The following is a 15,613-nucleotide window of genomic DNA, read 5'->3' on the forward strand; positions in this document are numbered from 1 at the left end:
GATTTCCTTTCATCGATAACTGTGAGACCGGGCCGCACGACGTACGCCGCCGATTCCCCGGCCCCTGTTATATGCAGTACTGCAGTACGTCGGAAAGCAAACCGCTTTTGCCGGAAAAACACAAACCCCTGGGAGAGACCTGGCACCCCTAGAAGCCTGGAAACGTGCGCGTTTCGGACATAGACGACCGGGGCATGCTGGCTGCCAGGAATACGGACGTGCCGATACCGGGGGCCGATACGGGGCCGTTACGGGGGTCGATACGACGTGACGATACTGGTGCTGATACGGGGGTCCGATACGGCGTGACGTTACGTCCCCGCCTTACGCCCCGGCGTTACGGTCGGACGATCACAGGTGCAGAAGCATCCGACTGTTGCCCAAGGTGTTCGGTTTCACTCGTTCGAGGCCCAGGAACTCCGCGACGCCCTCGTCATAGGAACGCAGGAGCTCGCTGTAGACATCTCCGTCGACCGGAGTCTCACCGATCTCCACGAAGCCGTGCTTCGCGAAGAAGTCGACTTCGAAGGTGAGACAGAAAACCTTGCGGACTCCGAGCCAACGGGCGGTCTGCAGCAACTTGCCCAGCAGCTGATGCCCCACTCCGGCCCCCTTGACCACCGGATTCACCGCGAGCGTGCGCACTTCCGCGAGGTCTTCCCACATCACGTGCAGAGCCCCGCAGCCGACCAACTCCGCGTTGTCGTCGCGTTCCGCCACCCAGAACTCCTGGATGTCCTCGTAAAGCGTGACCGTCGCTTTGTCCAGGAGGATCCGCTCGCGGACGTAGGAGTCGAGGAGCCCGCGCACGGCCGGCACATCGGAGGTTCGCGCCCTGCGGACCGAGACCGCTTTTGCGCTGAGTTCGCTGAGTTCGCTGCGTTCGGGGACCTCTGCTGGCATGAGCGGACGCTATCGCTCTGCGGCGCGCTCCGCGGCACCGGGGTTCTCCGGGCCTTGGACGATACGCATCGCGTCGCTCAGCGCTTCGCGCTGGCTCTCGGACATCATGCCGAAGAAGGCGACCAGCGCCGCCGCCGGGTTGTCGCTCCGCGACCAGGCTTCGTTCATCAGTGCGGCGGCGTAGGCGGCGCGAGTGGAGACCGCCTCATATCGATAGGCCCGGCCTTCCGCTTCGCGGCGCACCCAGCCCTTCTGATGGAGATTGTCCAAAACGGTCATCACGGTCGTGTACGCGATGGACCGTTCCTGCTGAAGGTCTTCCAGGACTTCTCGAACGGTCACGGGGCGGTTCCACTTCCACACCCGCGTCATGACTGAGTCTTCGAGTTCTCCCAATGGACGAGGCACAGTTGAACAATAGTGGGAGACGTCACTATTGGCGTGATGCGTGAGGGACGTGGCGTACCACTAATTTCCGCAACAAAAAGGGCGTACGACTCGAAAGGCACGCGAGTCGTACGCCTGGGTGCGGGGTGGGGCAGGGGGGGCGGGATGCGGCGGCCGTTCAGGCGCCGCCTGCCTCCGGGCTCCGGCGGGCCGCTTCGGCGCGGCTGATCGCGGCGTCGACGGCCGCGTCCTCCTTGGCCTTGTTGGCACCGCCCTGGGTCTTCACGATCGTCACGATGAGACCGATGAAGAACACGGCCATCACTACGGGGGGCACGAGCGCGGAAACGTAGTCCATGCCCCCCAGAGTAGCTAGCCCGCCGCGAGCTGACGCGGCGGACCCTCGGGTGTCTCGGGGCGGCGCTTGGGCGGGAACACCTCCGCCGGGGTCGGGACCGGGCGCGGCGGCGCCGGGGCGGGGGCCGGGCGGCGCTCGGCGGGCTCGCTCTTGGCGCCGGGCAGGGCGAGGAGGCGGGTGGTGCGGGACGCGGGGGCCGGGACGGGAAGGGCGGCCCGCTCCTGTGCGGGGACGGCGCGGCCCGCGAGGCGGGCGCGCACGGACCGTTCGGCGAGGACGCGGCAGCGGTCGAGGAGGGCGGCCGCGACCGGGTTGCCGCGCAGGGCACGCAGGGCCGCGAGGTCGTCGACGCCGGGCTGGTAGCCGGTGGCGAGGACGTCGTCGAGGAGGGCCAGGTAACCGGACGCGGTGCCGGGCAGGGCCGCCCGGTAGCGGGCGAGGTCGGCCACGAGGAAGGCACGTAGCCTGGCGCCCTCGCGCACCGCTTCGTCGACCGATTCGGCTAGACGGAGACAGTCCTGGACGTCGTCGTCGCAGGCGGGGCTGGGGTGCAGGGCGAGCGCCAGAGCGCGACGGAGCACACGCAGCTCCTCCGCGCTGAAGGCCATGCCGCCCCGGGATCCGTATGGCGTGGGCATGGACTGACGATACGCGCTAAACGGACAAAATCGGCTTAACGCCAATTAACGGCGCGTTGGGTGAGCGGGGCGGGGGCGGGGCGAGCCAATGCGCTCCGACCGGGACTGCCACCTCACCGCTGGAGGACGGCTCCCTGGACGGCTACTCCGCCCGGCGGGCCACCGCGTAGGCCACCGCCCCGATGCCCAGCACGGCGACCGCCGCCACGGCGAGCCAGGGGAGGATCCCCGCGCCCGCCCCGGCCATCGCGGGGGAGGCGGACCGCGCCATGGCGGACGTCGGGGCGCCGATGACAGCCACCAGCGCCAGTGCCGGCGCGGCCAACGCCACGCTCACTCGTCTCTTGCGCCTCATCCGTACCAACCCGCCCACACCCGCCAAGTCCCGTCCCTGCGCAGACTCTTGCAGATGGCGGAGGGTTGTGCACACGACGGCGTCGGCAATCGGTCAGGTACGGGTGATGTTCCGTTCGTAGACGAGGCGGAGACCGATCAGCGTCAGCCACGGTTCGTGCTCGTCGATGACCGAGGCCTCACCGAGCACCATCGGCGCGAGACCGCCCGTCGCGATGACCGTCACGTCGTCGGGGTCGCCGCCCGCGCCCGCGAGTTCGCGCGCCATGCGGTTCACCACTCCGTCGACCTGGCCCGCGAAGCCGTACAGGATGCCCGCCTGCATGGCCTCGACCGTGTTCTTGCCGATGACGCTGCGCGGGCGGGCCAGCTCGATCTTGCGGAGCTGCGCGCCGCGTACGCCGAGCGCCTCCACGGAGATCTCGATGCCGGGCGCGATGACACCGCCGGCGTACTCCCCGCGCGCGGAGACCGCGTCGAAGGTCGTGGCGGTGCCGAAGTCGACGACGATCGCCGGGCCGCCGTAGAGCTCGACCGCCGCGACCGCGTTGATGATGCGGTCGGCGCCGACCTCCTTGGGGTTGTCCATGAGGATCGGGACGCCGGTCTTGATGCCCGGTTCGACGAGGACGGCCGGCACATCGCCGTAGTAGCGCCTGGTGACCTCGCGCAGCTCGTGCAGGACCGAGGGGACCGTCGAGCAGATCGCGATGCCGTCGATGCCGTCGCCCAGCTCGTCGCCGAGCAGCGGGTGCATGCCCATCAGGCCGTTGAGCAGCACGGCGAGTTCGTCGGCCGTGCGGCGCGCGTCGGTGGAGATGCGCCAGTGCTCGACGATGTCCTCACCGTCGAAGAGGCCGAGGACGGTGTGGGTGTTCCCTACGTCGATCGTCAGCAGCATCAGTCCCGCACCGCTTCCCGCAGGTCGAGGCCGATGTCGAGGATCGGGGAGGAGTGCGTGAGCGCGCCGACCGCGAGGTAGTCGACGCCGGTCTGCGCGTACGTGCGGGCGTTCTCCAGGGTGAGGCGGCCGGAGGATTCGAGGAGCGCGCGGCCGGCCACGAGGGCGACGGCCTCCTCGGTCTCGCCGGGCGTGAAGTTGTCCAGGAGGATCAGGTCGGCGCCCGCGTCGACGACCTCGCGCAGCTGGTGCAGCGTGTCGACCTCGACCTCGATCGGCAGGTCGGGGAAGTGTTCGCGGACGGCCTTGAAGGCCTGCGTGATGCCGCCGGCCGCGACCACGTGGTTGTCCTTGACCAGGGCCGCGTCGGAGAGCGACATGCGGTGGTTGACGCCGCCGCCCATGCGTACCGCGTACTTCTCCAGGGCGCGGTAGCCGGGCGTCGTCTTGCGGGTGTCGCGGACCTTCGCCTTCGCGCCGTCGAGCGCGTCCGCCCACGCGCGCGTGGCGGTCGCGATGCCGGAGAGGCGGCACAGGATGTTCAGCGCGCTGCGCTCGGCGGTGAGCAGGTCGCGGGTGCGGGTCGTGACGCTCAGCAGGACGTCGCCCGCCTCGACCCGGTCACCGTCCTCCGCGTGCCGCTCGACCTCGAACTCGTCCTCGCACACCACGGAGAGGACCGCTTCGGCGACGCGCAGGCCCGCCACGGTGCCCGGCTCGCGCGCGGCGAAGTCGGCGGTGGCCACCGCGTCCTCGGGGATGGTGGCGGCCGTGGTGACGTCCACGCCGCCGGCCAGGTCCTCCTCGATGGCCATGTGCGCGATGTCCTCGATCTGCAGCGGGTCGAGGCCCGCCTCGGCGAGGAGTCGCGCGAGGGCGGGGTCGAGACCGCACTCCAGGGGGTCGAACGCGTCGTCACCGCCGCCGCAGCCGCAGGCGTCGCCGCAGCCGCCGCCGGCTGCTGAGGGGGTGGCGAGGGGGAGGTCGTCGGGGGTGCTCACGGTCACTGCTCCTGGGGACTGGGACGGGTCGGAGGGAAGTCGTGGGTCTCGGTCGTGTGCGCCGCCAGGGTCCTGTCCGGATTCAGGCGTACGACGATGTGGCGCCGCCAGGCCGCGTCGTCCCGGTCGGCGTGGTCCTGGCGCCAGTGGCAGCCACGGGTCTCCTCGCGGCGCAGAGCGGCGGCCACCAGAACGCGGGCGACGCACAGGAGGTTGGTGGTCTCCCAGGTGTCGACGCCGGGCTCGGCGGTCTTGCCGTGCTCGGCGAGCGCGCCCGCGGCCTCGGCGTGGATGCGGGCGAGACGGTCCGCGGCCTCGGTCAGGGAGTCGGCGGAGCGCAGGACTCCGGCGCCCTCGGTCATGACGCGCTGGATGGCGAAGCGGGCCTCGGGCGGGAGCAGGGGGTGCGTCGGCGTCCCGGGCTGAGTTGCGGGGGCGGGCACGCGCGCGTGCAGGGCGTTCTCCGCGTGCCGCGCCGCGATGTCGTCGGCGATGCGCTCGGCGTAGACCAGGCCTTCGAGCAGGGAGTTGGAGGCGAGCCTGTTGGCGCCGTGGACGCCGGTGCAGGCGACCTCTCCGCAGGCGTACAGGCCGGGGACGGTGGTGCGGCCGTGCCGGTCGGTGCGGACGCCTCCGGAGGCGTAGTGCGCGGCCGGGGCGACCGGGATGGGCTCGGTGACGGGGTCGATGCCGTGGGCGCGGCAGGCGGCGAGGATCGTCGGGAAGCGGTTCTCCCACATGTCGGCGCCGAAGTGCCGGGCGTCCAGGTACATGTGCTCGGTGCCGTGCTCCTGCATGCGGCGCGTGATGCCCTTGGCGACGACGTCGCGCGGGGCGAGCTCGGCGAGCTCGTGCTGCCCGACCATGAAGCGCACGCCGTCGGCGTCCACGAGGTGCGCGCCCTCGCCCCTGACCGCTTCGGAGACCAGCGGCTGCTGGCCCTCCGCGTCCGCGCCGAGGAAGAGCACCGTGGGGTGGAACTGCACGAACTCCAGGTCGGAGACCTCGGCGCCCGCGCGCAGGGCGAGCGCGACGCCGTCGCCCGTGGACACGGACGGGTTGCTGGTCGCCGAGAAGACCTGGCCCATGCCGCCGGTCGCGAGGACCACGGCGGGGGCGTGGACGGCGCCCACGCCGTCGTGCTGGCCCTCCCCCATGACGTGCAGGGAGACGCCCGCGGTGCGGCCGTCGGCGTCCGTCAGGAGGTCGAGGACGAGTGCGTTCTCCACGGTCGGTATGGACCGGGCGCGGACTGCTTCGACGAGGGCGCGGGAGATCTCCGCGCCGGTCGCGTCGCCGCCCGCGTGCGCGATGCGGCGGCGGTGGTGGCCGCCCTCGCGGGCCAGCTCGATGGCGCCCTCGGCATCCGTGTCGAAGTGGGCGCCGGTCTCGATGAGGCGGCGTACGGCGTCGGGCCCCTCGGTGACGAGGGTGCGCACGGCCTCCTCGTCGCACAGGCCCACGCCCGCCACGAGGGTGTCGTCCAGGTGCTCCTCGGGGGTGTCGCCCTCGCCGAGCGCCGCGGCGACGCCGCCCTGCGCCCAGCGGGTGGACCCCGCGTCCAGGCGGGCCTTGGTCACCACGACCGTCTTCAGGCCGGCGGCCGAGCAGCGCAGGGCGGCCGTGAGGCCGGCCACTCCGGAGCCGACGACCACGACGTCGGCTTCGAGGGACCAGCCGGGGGCGGGCGCGTGCAGCCGGATTCCGGTGGTGCTCATACGGCGGCTCCGAACGTCAGCGGGATGTTGTCGATCAGTCGCGTCGAGCCGACCCTCGCGGCCACGGCGAGGACGGCGTCGCCGCGGTGCCCGGGGCGGACCTCGCTGAAGTCGGCGGGGTCCACGAGCGCCACGTAGTCCAGCTCCAGCGGGGGCCGCAGGCGGGCCGCTTCGTCGAGGACGAGTCGGGCGGCCGTGACGACGGCGGCGGGGCCGTCGCTCGCGGAGGGCTCCGCGGAGTGCGCCACGGCGTGCGCGTCGGCCGCCGCGCGGGACTCGCCGATCTCGCTCAGGGCGGCGGCCCGCGCGCGGGTGGCGGGGGCGCTGGCGGCCCGCGCGCGCAGGGCCTCCTGCGCGGCGTGCCGGTCGCGGCCCGCGAAGAGGGCCTGGGACAGGGCGAGGGCGGTGCGCCGCTCGGCCGGGGAGAGATAGCGGTTGCGGCTGGAGAGGGCCAGGCCGTCGTCCTCGCGGACGGTGGGGACGCCGACGATCTCCACGGGGAAGTTGAGGTCGCGCACCATGCGGCGGATCAGGGCGAGCTGCTGGGCGTCCTTCTGCCCGAACAGCGCCACGTCGGGCGCGGTGAGGTGGAGCAGTTTGGCGACGACGGTGAGCATGCCGTCGAAGTGGCCGGGGCGCGTGGCGCCTTCGAGGACGGTGCCCATGGGGCCCGCGCCGATCCGGACCTGGGGCTCGCCGCCGGGGTAGACCTCGTCCACGGAAGGGGCGAACACGACGTCCGCCCCCGCCTGTTCGGCGACCTTGATGTCGGCTTCGAGGGTGCGGGGGTAGCGGTCCAGGTCCTCGCCCGCCCCGAACTGCAGGGGGTTCACGAAGACCGTGACGACGACCTCGCCCTCGGGGCCCGCGATACGGCGGGCGGCGCGGACCAGCGAGGCGTGGCCGTCGTGCAGGGCTCCCATGGTCATGACGACGGCCCGGCGCCCGGCACGCGCGCGCGTGCGCAGGGACTCGGCGGTGTGCAGAAGGGTGGCGTTCACCGGTCTCCCCCGCCGGTGCCGCCGACGCCGCCCGTGCCGCCGGCCCCGTCGGCAAGGACTCCGAGGAGGTCCTCGGCGAGCTCCGGCTTGAGCAGGCCGTGGGCGAGGGCGCGGTCTGCGGTGGCGCGGGCCATCGCGATGTACCCGGCGACGGTCTGCGGGGCGTGCGCGCGCAACTCCGCGACGTGCGCGGCGACGGTGCCCGCGTCCCCGCGCGCGACGGGGCCTGTGAGCGCCGCGTCGCCCGATCGCAGCGCGTTGTCCAGGGCGGCGCCGAGCAGCGGGCCCAGCATCCGGTCGGGAGCGGCGACGCCCGCGTCACGCAGCAGGTCCATGGCCTCGGCGACCAGGGTGACCAGGTGGTTCGCGCCCAGGGCGAGGGCCGCGTGGTAGAGCGGGCGGTTCTCCTCGGCGATCCACTCGGGCTCGCCGCCCATCTCGATGACCAGGGCCTGGGCGGCGAGCCGCAGCTCTTCGGGCGCGGTCACGCCGAAGGAGCAGCCGGCGAGGCGCTGGACGTCCACGGGGGTGCCGGTGAACGTCATGGCGGGGTGCAGTGCGAGCGGCAGGGCGCCGGCGCGCAGGGCGGGCTCAAGGACGCGCGTGCCGTACCGCCCCGAGGTGTGCACGAGCAGCTGGCCGGGGCGGACGGCCCCGGTCTCCGCGAGGCCCTCGACGAGGCCGGGCAGGGCGTCGTCGGGGACGGTCAGGAGCACCAGGTCCGCGCGGTCGAGCACCTCGGCGGGCGGGACGAGGGGGACGTCGGGCAGCAGGGTGGCGGCTCGTCGTACGGAGGTGTCGGAGACGCCGGACGCGGCCACCGGGCGGTGCCCGGCGAGCCGCAGCGACGCGGCGAGCGCGGGGCCGACCCGGCCCGCGCCCACGACTCCTACGGTGAGCCTCGCGGGGCGGTCCCGCGGGTCTGGCTGATGCGATGCGTTCACGCGGCGGCGCCTTCCGTTCCAGTCCGCTCGGGGTACCGGACGATTTCTCGTCATGCTAACGCGATCGGTTGGTGCCGCGTCTTCGCTGTCCACAGGCTGTGGTTAATCATGTGACCGGTGGCGGTGGACGGGGTCATGCTCGGAGGATGCCCGCCCACAGCACGCCCCAAGAGCAGCCGGAGCCATACTCCGAGTCCGAGGCGACCCGTCGCCGTCGCGCCGTCGCCGTGAGCGCGCCCCGGACGCTGCACCGCGGCTCCGTGTACGTCCCGCTCGTCGAGCGCCTCTCCGCCCTGGCGGCCGCGGCCCCCGAGGTGGTCGGCCCTGACGAGCCCGCCGACGTCTACGGCGACGCCGTCGTCGCCACCCTGGAGAGCGAGGTCGCCCGCCTGCTCGGCAAGGAGGACGCCGCGTTCTTCCCGACCGGCACCATGGCCCAGCAGGTCGCGATGCGCTGCTGGGCGGGCCGTACGGGGAACGCGACGGTCGCGCTGCATCCCAAGGCGCACCCCGAGGTCCATGAAGGGGGCGCCTTCTCCGTGGTCAGCGGGTTGCGGACGGTGCACCCGACGGATGAGCCGCGGCTGCCCACGGCGGACGAGGTGCGGTACTTCCCCGAGCCCTTCGGGACGTTGATGCTCGAACTGCCTCTCCGGGACACCGGTTTCGTCCTGCCGGAGTGGGACGAGCTCGAGGCGGTCGTGGCGGCGGCCCGCGAGCGGGACGCGGTCGTGCACTTCGACGGCGCCCGCCTGTGGGAGTGCAGCTCGCACTTCGGCCGCGGCCTCGCGGAGATCGCCGGGCTCGCCGACTCCGTGTACGTGTCGTTCTACAAGTCCCTGGAGGGTCTGAGCGGCGCCGCGCTGGCCGGTCCGCGCACGCTCGTGGAGGAGGCGAGGGTGTGGCGCCACCGCTACGGCGGTCAGGTGTTCCAGCAGTTCCCGGCCGCGGTGTCGGCCCTTCTCGGGCTCAAGCACACGCTCCCCCGGCTGCCCGAATACGTGGCCCACGCGCGCGTGGTCGCCGAGGCGCTGCACGAGGGGTTCGCGGCGGCGGGGGTCGCCTGGTCCCGCGTACACCCGGAGCGCCCGCACACCCACCAGTTCCAGGTGTGGCTGCCGTACGCGCAGGACGTACTGGACGAGGCCGCTCTCGGGCAGGCGGAGGAGACCGGGACCCTGCTCTTCAGGCGCTGGTTCCCTGACGGGCCGCCGGGCCTCTCGGTCACGGAGGTCACCGTGACCGAGGAGGGCCTGAAGTGGACGGCCGACGACGTCAGGGAAGCGGTCGCGGAGTTCGTGCGACGGCTCCCCCGCTGAGCCTGCCGCCGCGGGCGAGCCGGGCCAGGGCGGCGCGGAACCTGCCGTGCGCGGGGCGTTCCTCGACGACGGCGCGGAAGCGTCCGTAGTCACGGACCTCACGGACGGCCTGCCAGTCGTCCCGGCCGGGCGCCGGCGGCATCGGCGCACCGTGCTGTGCGGCGCGGTAGCTGTCGAGGAGGAACTGCTGGGTGACGCTCATGACGGAACACCTCTCGGAATAAATGGTACTTAACGGACACTCGTGGGCTGGTGGTGCCACGGAATCCGTCATTGGACGCGGGTGGGGGTTCTCGGGCGGGGTGGCACCTGTGCGGGCCCTCGGCCACGGCGACGCTGCCGTGCCCTGCGATGACCTCAGCCTGCTCCGGCCACCCCGCGCGCGTCGCGTCGATTGACGAGCAACGTCAATCGACGGCCGCGCTGTCGGTGGGGAGGTGCACCATGGGGCCATGAGCGTGAGCATCGACATCACCGGGCTGTCCCAGGAGCGGATCCACTTCGTCCCCTCGCCCCTGGCCGAGCTCGGCATGGCGCTGCACGCGCTGTCCGAGCCGGGCCACCACCCGGGCCTCCAGGGCTGGGTGACGGCCGTCTCCACGCGCCTGGACCCGTGCCTGGCGGACCGCTTGTGCGAGGCCGACTTCCTCTGGCGCACGACGTACTCGGACGTCTTCGCGCCGTTCGCGGGACTCCCCGGGCAGAACGAGCTCCCGGGGGCCACACTCGCCGAGGAGCTCGACCAGCTGGACAAGCTGACCGACGAACAGTTCGTGGACGCGGCCCTGGAGTTCACCTGCCAGTCGACGTACTCGGAGCCGGACAGGAAGCTGCTGTCCGACCCCGCCGTGCAGCGGCGCGCGCTGGACCTGGCCGCCGCCCGCGGCCCGCATCAGGTGCGCTTCACCAAGCGGCTGCTCGACGATCCGCCGGTCGTGCGCGCGTGGTTCCGCTCGCTGCTGGAGGACTGCGACGAAGCCTTCTTCGCCGACACCTGGGCCCGGGTGAGCCATCAACTGGCCGCGGACGCCCGGCACAGGACGGAGCTGCTGCGGCGCAAGGGGCTCGCCGAGACCCTGAACTCCATCTCGTCGGCGGTGTCCCTGGACGAGAGCGAACGGCTCATCACCGTGGACAAGATGAGCGTGGGCCGCACCACCACGGGATCCGGCGGCCTGTCGATCGTCCCGACCAGCCTCGGCTGGCCGCACCTGTGGGTGCTGCACCGCAAGGGCTGGCAGGCGACGATCACGTACCCCATCAGCTCCCCCGGCCTCACCGCCCCGACCACCGTGGAGCAGCTGACCCGCCGCATGTCCGCGCTCGCCCACCCGGTGCGGATGCGCCTGTGCCGCCATCTCGCGCGCGGGGCGTACACGACGAGCGAGCTGTCCGACGCGCACGGCATGACGGCGCCGGAGATATCCCGGCACCTGGGCGTCCTGAAGAAGGCCGGCCTGATCACCACGCGCCGCCGCGGCCGCTATGTCCAGCACCAGCTGGACATCGGCGTCGTGTCACGCCTGGGCAGCGACTTCATCGAAGGCGTACTGCGCTGATCCCGGGGGGGCAGTACGCATCCAGGCGGATCGGGGACTAGGGTCTGTCTTTCGGATCAGGCCGGACTTGGGTGGCCTTGCCTTGGGTGGGGCTCGAGCGGGGTCTGGTGCGTGCAGCTGCAAGGCGGAGGAGGGCGGCAACGCGGAGCGTTGGCAACCGACGACAACGCCGCAGATGCGCGTGCCAGACCCCGCGACCCCGGACAGATCCGAAAGACAGGCCCTAAGCGCCGCCCCCGGCCCGCACGATCCCCGTCTCGTACGCGAGGACCACCACCTGCACCCGGTCCCGCAGGTCCAGCTTGGTGAGGATCCGTCCGACGTGGGTCTTCACGGTCGCCTCGGAGAGGACGAGCCGCGCCGCGATCTCGCCGTTCGACAGGCCCTGGGCGACCAGGATCATCACCTCGCGCTCCCGGTCGGTGAGGCGCTCCAGCTGCTTGTGCTGCGGCTGCCCGCCTGCGTTCGGCAGCATCGGCGCGAAGCGGTCGAGGAGCCGCCTCGTGGTGGACGGCGCGACCACCGCGTCACCGCTGTGCACGGAGCGGATCGCGGCGAGCAGCTCGCCCGGCGGCACGTCCTTGAGCATGAAGCCGGACGCACCTGCCTTCAGCCCCGAGAAGGCGTACTCGTCGAGGTCGAAGGTGGTCAGGATCAGCACCTTCGGAGGGTTCGCGTCCTGGCAGATGCGCCGGGTCGCCTCCACGCCGTCCAGCTTCGGCATGCGGACGTCCATGAGGACCACGTCGACCTCGGTCCCGCGCAGCACCTCCAGGGCCTCGACGCCGTCGCCCGCCTCCGCGACGACATCCATGTCCGGCTGGGCGGCGAGCACCATCCGGAACCCGGTGCGCAGCAGCACCTGGTCGTCGACGAGCATCACGCGGATCGACATCAAGGGGATCCCTTCAAAGAGTTCGGTGACGGTGTCAGTGTGCGCTTTCGGTGACCGCGGCGGTGGGCGGGCCGGGCGTCAGTGTGCGGACGCGGCGTCAGTGTGCGGGCTTCAGCGGCAGCAGCGCGCTGATCCGGAACCCGCCGCCGGGGCGCGGCCCCGCGTCGAGCGTGCCACCGACCATGCCGACGCGCTCGCGCATGCCGATCAGGCCGTGCCCGCTGCCGTCCGCCCCGCCGTCCTCGTACAGCTCGTGCGGCGCGCCCTTGCCGTCGTCCTCGACGAGCAGCCCGAGGCCGTCGTCGAAGTAGACCAGGCGCACGCTCGCACCGGCGTTCTCCCCGCCGTGCTTGCGGGTGTTGGTCAGCGCCTCCTGCACGATGCGGTACGCGGTGAGCTCCACGCCGCTGGGCAGCGGGCGCGGGGTGCCCTCCACCTTGAAGTCGACGGGCAGCCCCGCCGTACGCACCTGTTCGATGAGCTCGTCGAGCTGCTCGACGTCGGGCTGCGGCACGTACTCGCCGCTCTCCTCGGGCTCGCCGGTGCGCAGCACACCGAGCAGCCTGCGCATCTCGGCCAGCGCCTGCCGACCGGTGCCCGAGATGGTCTCCAGGGCCTTCCTCGCCTGGTCGGGCGCGCTGTCGAGGACGTACGCGGCGCCGTCGGCCTGGACCACCATCACGGAGACGTTGTGCGCCACGACGTCGTGCAGCTCGCGGGCGATCCGGGCCCGCTCGGCCGCCACCGCGACCTTCGACTGCGCCTCGCGCTCCCTCTCCAGGCGGTCGGCGCGCTCCTCCAGCTGGGCGAGGTAGGCGCGGCGGGTGCGGATGGAGTCGCCGAGGACCCAGGCGAGCGCGAAGGGAACGATCTGGAAGATCGTGAAGAGCACGTTGCCGGAGACGCTGGTGTTCTCCAACGGCGAGCGCAGCATCGCAAGCGGTGCCGCGCACAAGCCGCCGACCAGCGCGAGCCGGGAGGCCCACGTCGACCCGACGGCCGCCGCCGTATAGATGATCACCAGCATCGCGAAGTCCGCCGGCATCTTCCCCACGTCGAAGATGAGCTGGACGAAGCCGAGGACCACGGCGAACACCAGCATCTTGTCGGTCGCCCGGCGGCGCAGCGCCATCACCAGGGAGAAGCCCACGGCGACCGGGACCGCCACCACGCCCGGGTCGCGGCCGCCCCCCTCGGCCATGGTGACCAGACCGAGCCCGGAGATCCCGAGGAGGACGAAAGCCCAGAAGCCGTCGACCCACGTCGGGTGTCTGCGGAGGAAGTCATAGAGGCGCTGCACATAACCCAGCGTAAGTAGCCCGGCGGCGCCCCAGGGTCAACCGAAGGTCCGATCCCTGTCGGGCACATGTACTCCCCAAGGTGGAGGCCGCTTAGCCTGCGGGCTGTGACGAACGACGACGATGAGCGGCCCCGCCCCGCCCCGCGCGGCTGGCGCGAGGCGACGGAGGCCGCGCTGTACGGCCCAGAGGGCTTCTACCGCCGCCCTGAAGGACCCGCGGCACACTTCCGCACCTCCGTGCACGCGTCGCCCCTCTACGCGCGCGCCGTGGCGCTCCTGCTGTGCCGCCTGGACGCGGCGCTCGGTCACCCGGACGAGGTGGCCTTCGTGGACATGGGCGCGGGCCGCGGCGAACTGACCGCGGGCGTCCTGGCCGCGTTGCCCGCCGATGTGGCGCCACGCGTGCGTGCGTACGCGGTGGAGCGCGCCGGGCGCCCCGCGGGCCTCGACCCGCGCGTCGAGTGGCACCCCGCACCGCCGACCGGCGTGACGGGCCTGCTCTTCGCCAACGAGTGGCTGGACAACGTCCCCGTGGACGTCGCCGAGGTGGCCGCCGACGGAACGCCCCGCAGGGTGCTCGTACGTGACGACGGCAGCGAGAGCCTGGGCGGCCCCGTCGAGGGGCCGGACGCCGACTGGCTGGCGCGCTGGTGGCCGCTGCCTCCCGAACCGGGGCTGCGCGCGGAGATCGGGCGCCCGCGGGACGAGGCGTGGAGGGCGGCCGTGGCGTCCCTGACGCGCGGTCTCGCGGTCGCCGTCGACTACGCCCACGACCGGGACGCGCGCCCGCCGTTCGGGACGCTGACGGGCTTCAGGGAGGGCCGCGAGACGGCGCCGGTGCCGGACGGCAGCTGCGACATCACGGCCCATGTGGCGCTGGACGCCTGCGCTTTGGAGGGGGCCGCGCTGCTCAGCCAGCGGGCGGCGCTCGGCGGCCTGGAGGTGAGCGGCGCCCGTCCCCCGCTCACGCTCGCCTCCAGCGACCCGGCGGCCTACGTACGCGCCCTCGCGCGCGCGACGGACGCCGCGGAACTCACCGCGCCCGGCGGCCTCGGTGACTTCGGGTGGCTGCTCCAGCCCGTCGGCGTACCCCTGGAGGCGGTGCTGCCGGTCGGGGAGGCCCTACTTGTCGATGTCGCCGACGACGAAGAAGAGTGATCCCAGGATCGCCACCATGTCCGCGACCAGCTGGCCGGGAAGCAGCTCGGCCAGGGCCTGGATGTTGTTGTACGAGGCCGAGCGCAGCTTCAGGCGGTAGGGGGTCTTCTCGCCCTTGCTGACGAGGTAGTAGCCGTTGATGCCGAGGGGGTTCTCGGTCCACGCGTACGTGTGACCCTCGGGGGCCTTGAGGACCTTCGGCAGGCGCTGGTTGATGGGGCCCTGCGGGAGCTCGGCGAGCCGGTCCAGGCAGGCGTCCGCGAGGGCGAGGGCGTTGTGGGTCTGCTCCAGGAGGCACTCGAAGCGCGCCAGGCAGTCGCCCTCCTGGCGCGTGACGACCTTCAGGGTGTCCTGGAGTTCGCCGTACGCCAGGTACGGCTCGTCGCGGCGCAGGTCGAAGTCGACCCCGGAGGCACGGGCGATGGGACCGCTCACTCCGTAGGCGTGCACCGCCTCGGGCGAGAGGACGCCGACGCCACGCGTGCGGCCACGGAAGATCTCGTTGCCGAGCACCAGCCGGTCGTACACGTCCATGCGCGAACGCACCGACGCGACCGCCGCACGCGCGCGGGTGGCCCATCCGGCGGGCAGGTCCTCCTTGAGGCCGCCGACGCGGTTGAACATGTAGTGCATGCGGCCGCCGGAGATCTCCTCCATCACGTTCTGGAGCTCCTCGCGCTCGCGGAACGCGTGGAACACCGGGGTGATGCCGCCGAGTTCCAGCGGGTACGAGCCGAGGAACATCAGGTGGTTCAGGACGCGGTTCAGCTCGGCGAGCAGCGTGCGCATCCAGACGGCCCGCTCCGGGACCTCCATGCCGAGCATCCGCTCCACACCGAGGACGACGCCCAGCTCGTTCGAGAACGCCGACAGCCAGTCGTGGCGGTTGGCCAGCATCACGATCTGCCGGTAGTCCCGGGCCTCGAAGAGCTTCTCCGCGCCGCGGTGCATGTAGCCGATGACCGGCTCCGCGTGCTGGATGCGCTCGCCGTCAAGGACCAGGCGGAGGCGGAGCACACCGTGCGTGGACGGGTGCTGGGGGCCGATGTTGAGCACCATGTCAGTGCTCTCGGCCGCGCCGCCGATGCCGAGCGTGGTCTCCGTGGTGGTCTCCGTCGTGGGACTCATGGCCACAGTCTCTCGCACGCGCCGGGCTACGCGACTGTCACACCGCGTA

Annotated in this window: 17 protein-coding genes; 3 read left to right on the top strand and 14 right to left on the bottom strand. The window is 72.3% G+C overall.

Annotated features, from left to right (window positions below):
- Nucleotides 1-351: 351 nt before the first annotated feature.
- The 10 genes from ACFVYR_RS25045 to ACFVYR_RS25090 all read right to left on the bottom strand — a co-directional run bounded on the left by ACFVYR_RS25045 (nucleotide 352) and on the right by ACFVYR_RS25090 (nucleotide 8,259).
- Nucleotides 352-903, bottom strand: a complete 552-nt coding sequence (locus tag ACFVYR_RS25045) for an amino-acid N-acetyltransferase (RefSeq protein WP_384259138.1) — start codon at nucleotides 901-903, stop codon at nucleotides 352-354.
- Nucleotides 904-912: 9 nt separating this feature from the next.
- Nucleotides 913-1,299 (bottom strand): BlaI/MecI/CopY family transcriptional regulator, encoded by a 387-nt coding sequence (locus ACFVYR_RS25050; RefSeq protein WP_384259140.1) that lies wholly within the window; start codon nucleotides 1,297-1,299, stop codon nucleotides 913-915.
- Nucleotides 1,300-1,468: 169 nt separating this feature from the next.
- Nucleotides 1,469-1,648, bottom strand: a complete 180-nt coding sequence (locus ACFVYR_RS25055; RefSeq protein WP_384259142.1) for a hypothetical protein — start codon at nucleotides 1,646-1,648, stop codon at nucleotides 1,469-1,471.
- A 14-nt stretch (nucleotides 1,649-1,662) separates the two neighbouring features.
- Entirely contained in the window at nucleotides 1,663-2,256 is a 594-nt protein-coding gene (locus tag ACFVYR_RS25060) for a hypothetical protein (RefSeq protein ID WP_384259223.1), read from the bottom strand.
- 172 nt (nucleotides 2,257-2,428) lie between these two features.
- Nucleotides 2,429-2,617, bottom strand: coding sequence for a hypothetical protein (locus ACFVYR_RS25065; protein ID WP_384259145.1), 189 nt, complete (start codon nucleotides 2,615-2,617; stop codon nucleotides 2,429-2,431).
- 117 nt (nucleotides 2,618-2,734) lie between these two features.
- Nucleotides 2,735-3,541, bottom strand: coding sequence for a type III pantothenate kinase (locus tag ACFVYR_RS25070; RefSeq protein ID WP_384259147.1), 807 nt, complete (start codon nucleotides 3,539-3,541; stop codon nucleotides 2,735-2,737).
- Nucleotides 3,541-4,542: a carboxylating nicotinate-nucleotide diphosphorylase gene (gene nadC, locus ACFVYR_RS25075; protein WP_384259150.1), complete on the bottom strand. Its 1,002-nt coding sequence runs from the start codon at nucleotides 4,540-4,542 to the stop codon at nucleotides 3,541-3,543. Before nadC ends, ACFVYR_RS25070 begins: the two co-directional genes overlap by 1 nt.
- A 2-nt stretch (nucleotides 4,543-4,544) precedes the next feature.
- The gene (locus ACFVYR_RS25080) at nucleotides 4,545-6,260 is read right to left on the bottom strand and encodes an L-aspartate oxidase (RefSeq protein WP_384259152.1); all 1,716 of its coding nucleotides are present in this window, start codon (nucleotides 6,258-6,260) and stop codon (nucleotides 4,545-4,547) included.
- Nucleotides 6,257-7,261, bottom strand: coding sequence for a pantoate--beta-alanine ligase (panC, locus tag ACFVYR_RS25085; RefSeq protein ID WP_384259154.1), 1,005 nt, complete (start codon nucleotides 7,259-7,261; stop codon nucleotides 6,257-6,259). The genes ACFVYR_RS25080 and panC overlap by 4 nt, the downstream gene beginning before the upstream one ends.
- Nucleotides 7,258-8,259, bottom strand: a complete 1,002-nt coding sequence (locus tag ACFVYR_RS25090) for a Rossmann-like and DUF2520 domain-containing protein (protein ID WP_384259157.1) — start codon at nucleotides 8,257-8,259, stop codon at nucleotides 7,258-7,260. Before ACFVYR_RS25090 ends, panC begins: the two co-directional genes overlap by 4 nt.
- A 92-nt stretch (nucleotides 8,260-8,351) precedes the next feature.
- Here ACFVYR_RS25090 and ACFVYR_RS25095 point away from each other — a divergent pair, with 92 nt between their 5' ends.
- Nucleotides 8,352-9,524, top strand: coding sequence for a threonine aldolase family protein (locus tag ACFVYR_RS25095; protein WP_384259159.1), 1,173 nt, complete (start codon nucleotides 8,352-8,354; stop codon nucleotides 9,522-9,524).
- Here the strand turns inward: ACFVYR_RS25095 and ACFVYR_RS25100 are convergent.
- Entirely contained in the window at nucleotides 9,481-9,726 is a 246-nt protein-coding gene (locus ACFVYR_RS25100) for a hypothetical protein (RefSeq protein ID WP_384259161.1), read from the bottom strand. The two genes, ACFVYR_RS25095 and ACFVYR_RS25100, sit on opposite strands and share 44 nt — an antisense overlap.
- 250 nt (nucleotides 9,727-9,976) lie before the next feature.
- On the opposite strand from ACFVYR_RS25100, the gene ACFVYR_RS25105 reads away from it, so the two are divergent.
- Complete coding sequence (locus ACFVYR_RS25105; protein ID WP_384259164.1) at nucleotides 9,977-11,083, top strand: DUF5937 family protein; 1,107 nt, start codon at nucleotides 9,977-9,979, stop codon at nucleotides 11,081-11,083.
- Nucleotides 11,084-11,306: 223 nt separating this feature from the next.
- Here ACFVYR_RS25105 and ACFVYR_RS25110 read toward each other — a convergent pair whose 3' ends face one another.
- Together ACFVYR_RS25110 and ACFVYR_RS25115 are read right to left on the bottom strand one after the other, a co-directional pair.
- Complete coding sequence (locus ACFVYR_RS25110) at nucleotides 11,307-11,978, bottom strand: response regulator (RefSeq protein ID WP_384259166.1); 672 nt, start codon at nucleotides 11,976-11,978, stop codon at nucleotides 11,307-11,309.
- 97 nt (nucleotides 11,979-12,075) lie between these two features.
- Nucleotides 12,076-13,278 carry a sensor histidine kinase gene (locus tag ACFVYR_RS25115; protein ID WP_384259169.1) on the bottom strand — a complete coding sequence of 401 codons (1,203 nt, stop codon included), beginning with the start codon at nucleotides 13,276-13,278 and terminating at the stop codon, nucleotides 12,076-12,078.
- 105 nt (nucleotides 13,279-13,383) lie between these two features.
- Between ACFVYR_RS25115 and ACFVYR_RS25120 the strand changes: the two genes are divergently transcribed.
- The gene (locus tag ACFVYR_RS25120; protein WP_384259171.1) at nucleotides 13,384-14,436 is read left to right on the top strand and encodes an SAM-dependent methyltransferase; all 1,053 of its coding nucleotides are present in this window, start codon (nucleotides 13,384-13,386) and stop codon (nucleotides 14,434-14,436) included.
- Here ACFVYR_RS25120 and ACFVYR_RS25125 read toward each other — a convergent pair.
- Nucleotides 14,401-15,564 carry an NADH-quinone oxidoreductase subunit D gene (locus tag ACFVYR_RS25125; RefSeq protein WP_384259174.1) on the bottom strand — a complete coding sequence of 388 codons (1,164 nt, stop codon included), beginning with the start codon at nucleotides 15,562-15,564 and terminating at the stop codon, nucleotides 14,401-14,403. The genes ACFVYR_RS25120 and ACFVYR_RS25125 overlap by 36 nt on opposite strands.
- Nucleotides 15,565-15,613: the final 49 nt, after the last annotated feature.

This window comes from Streptomyces sp. NPDC058284 (assembly GCF_042881135.1).
Taxonomy (GTDB): Bacteria; Actinomycetota; Actinomycetes; order Streptomycetales; family Streptomycetaceae; genus Streptomyces.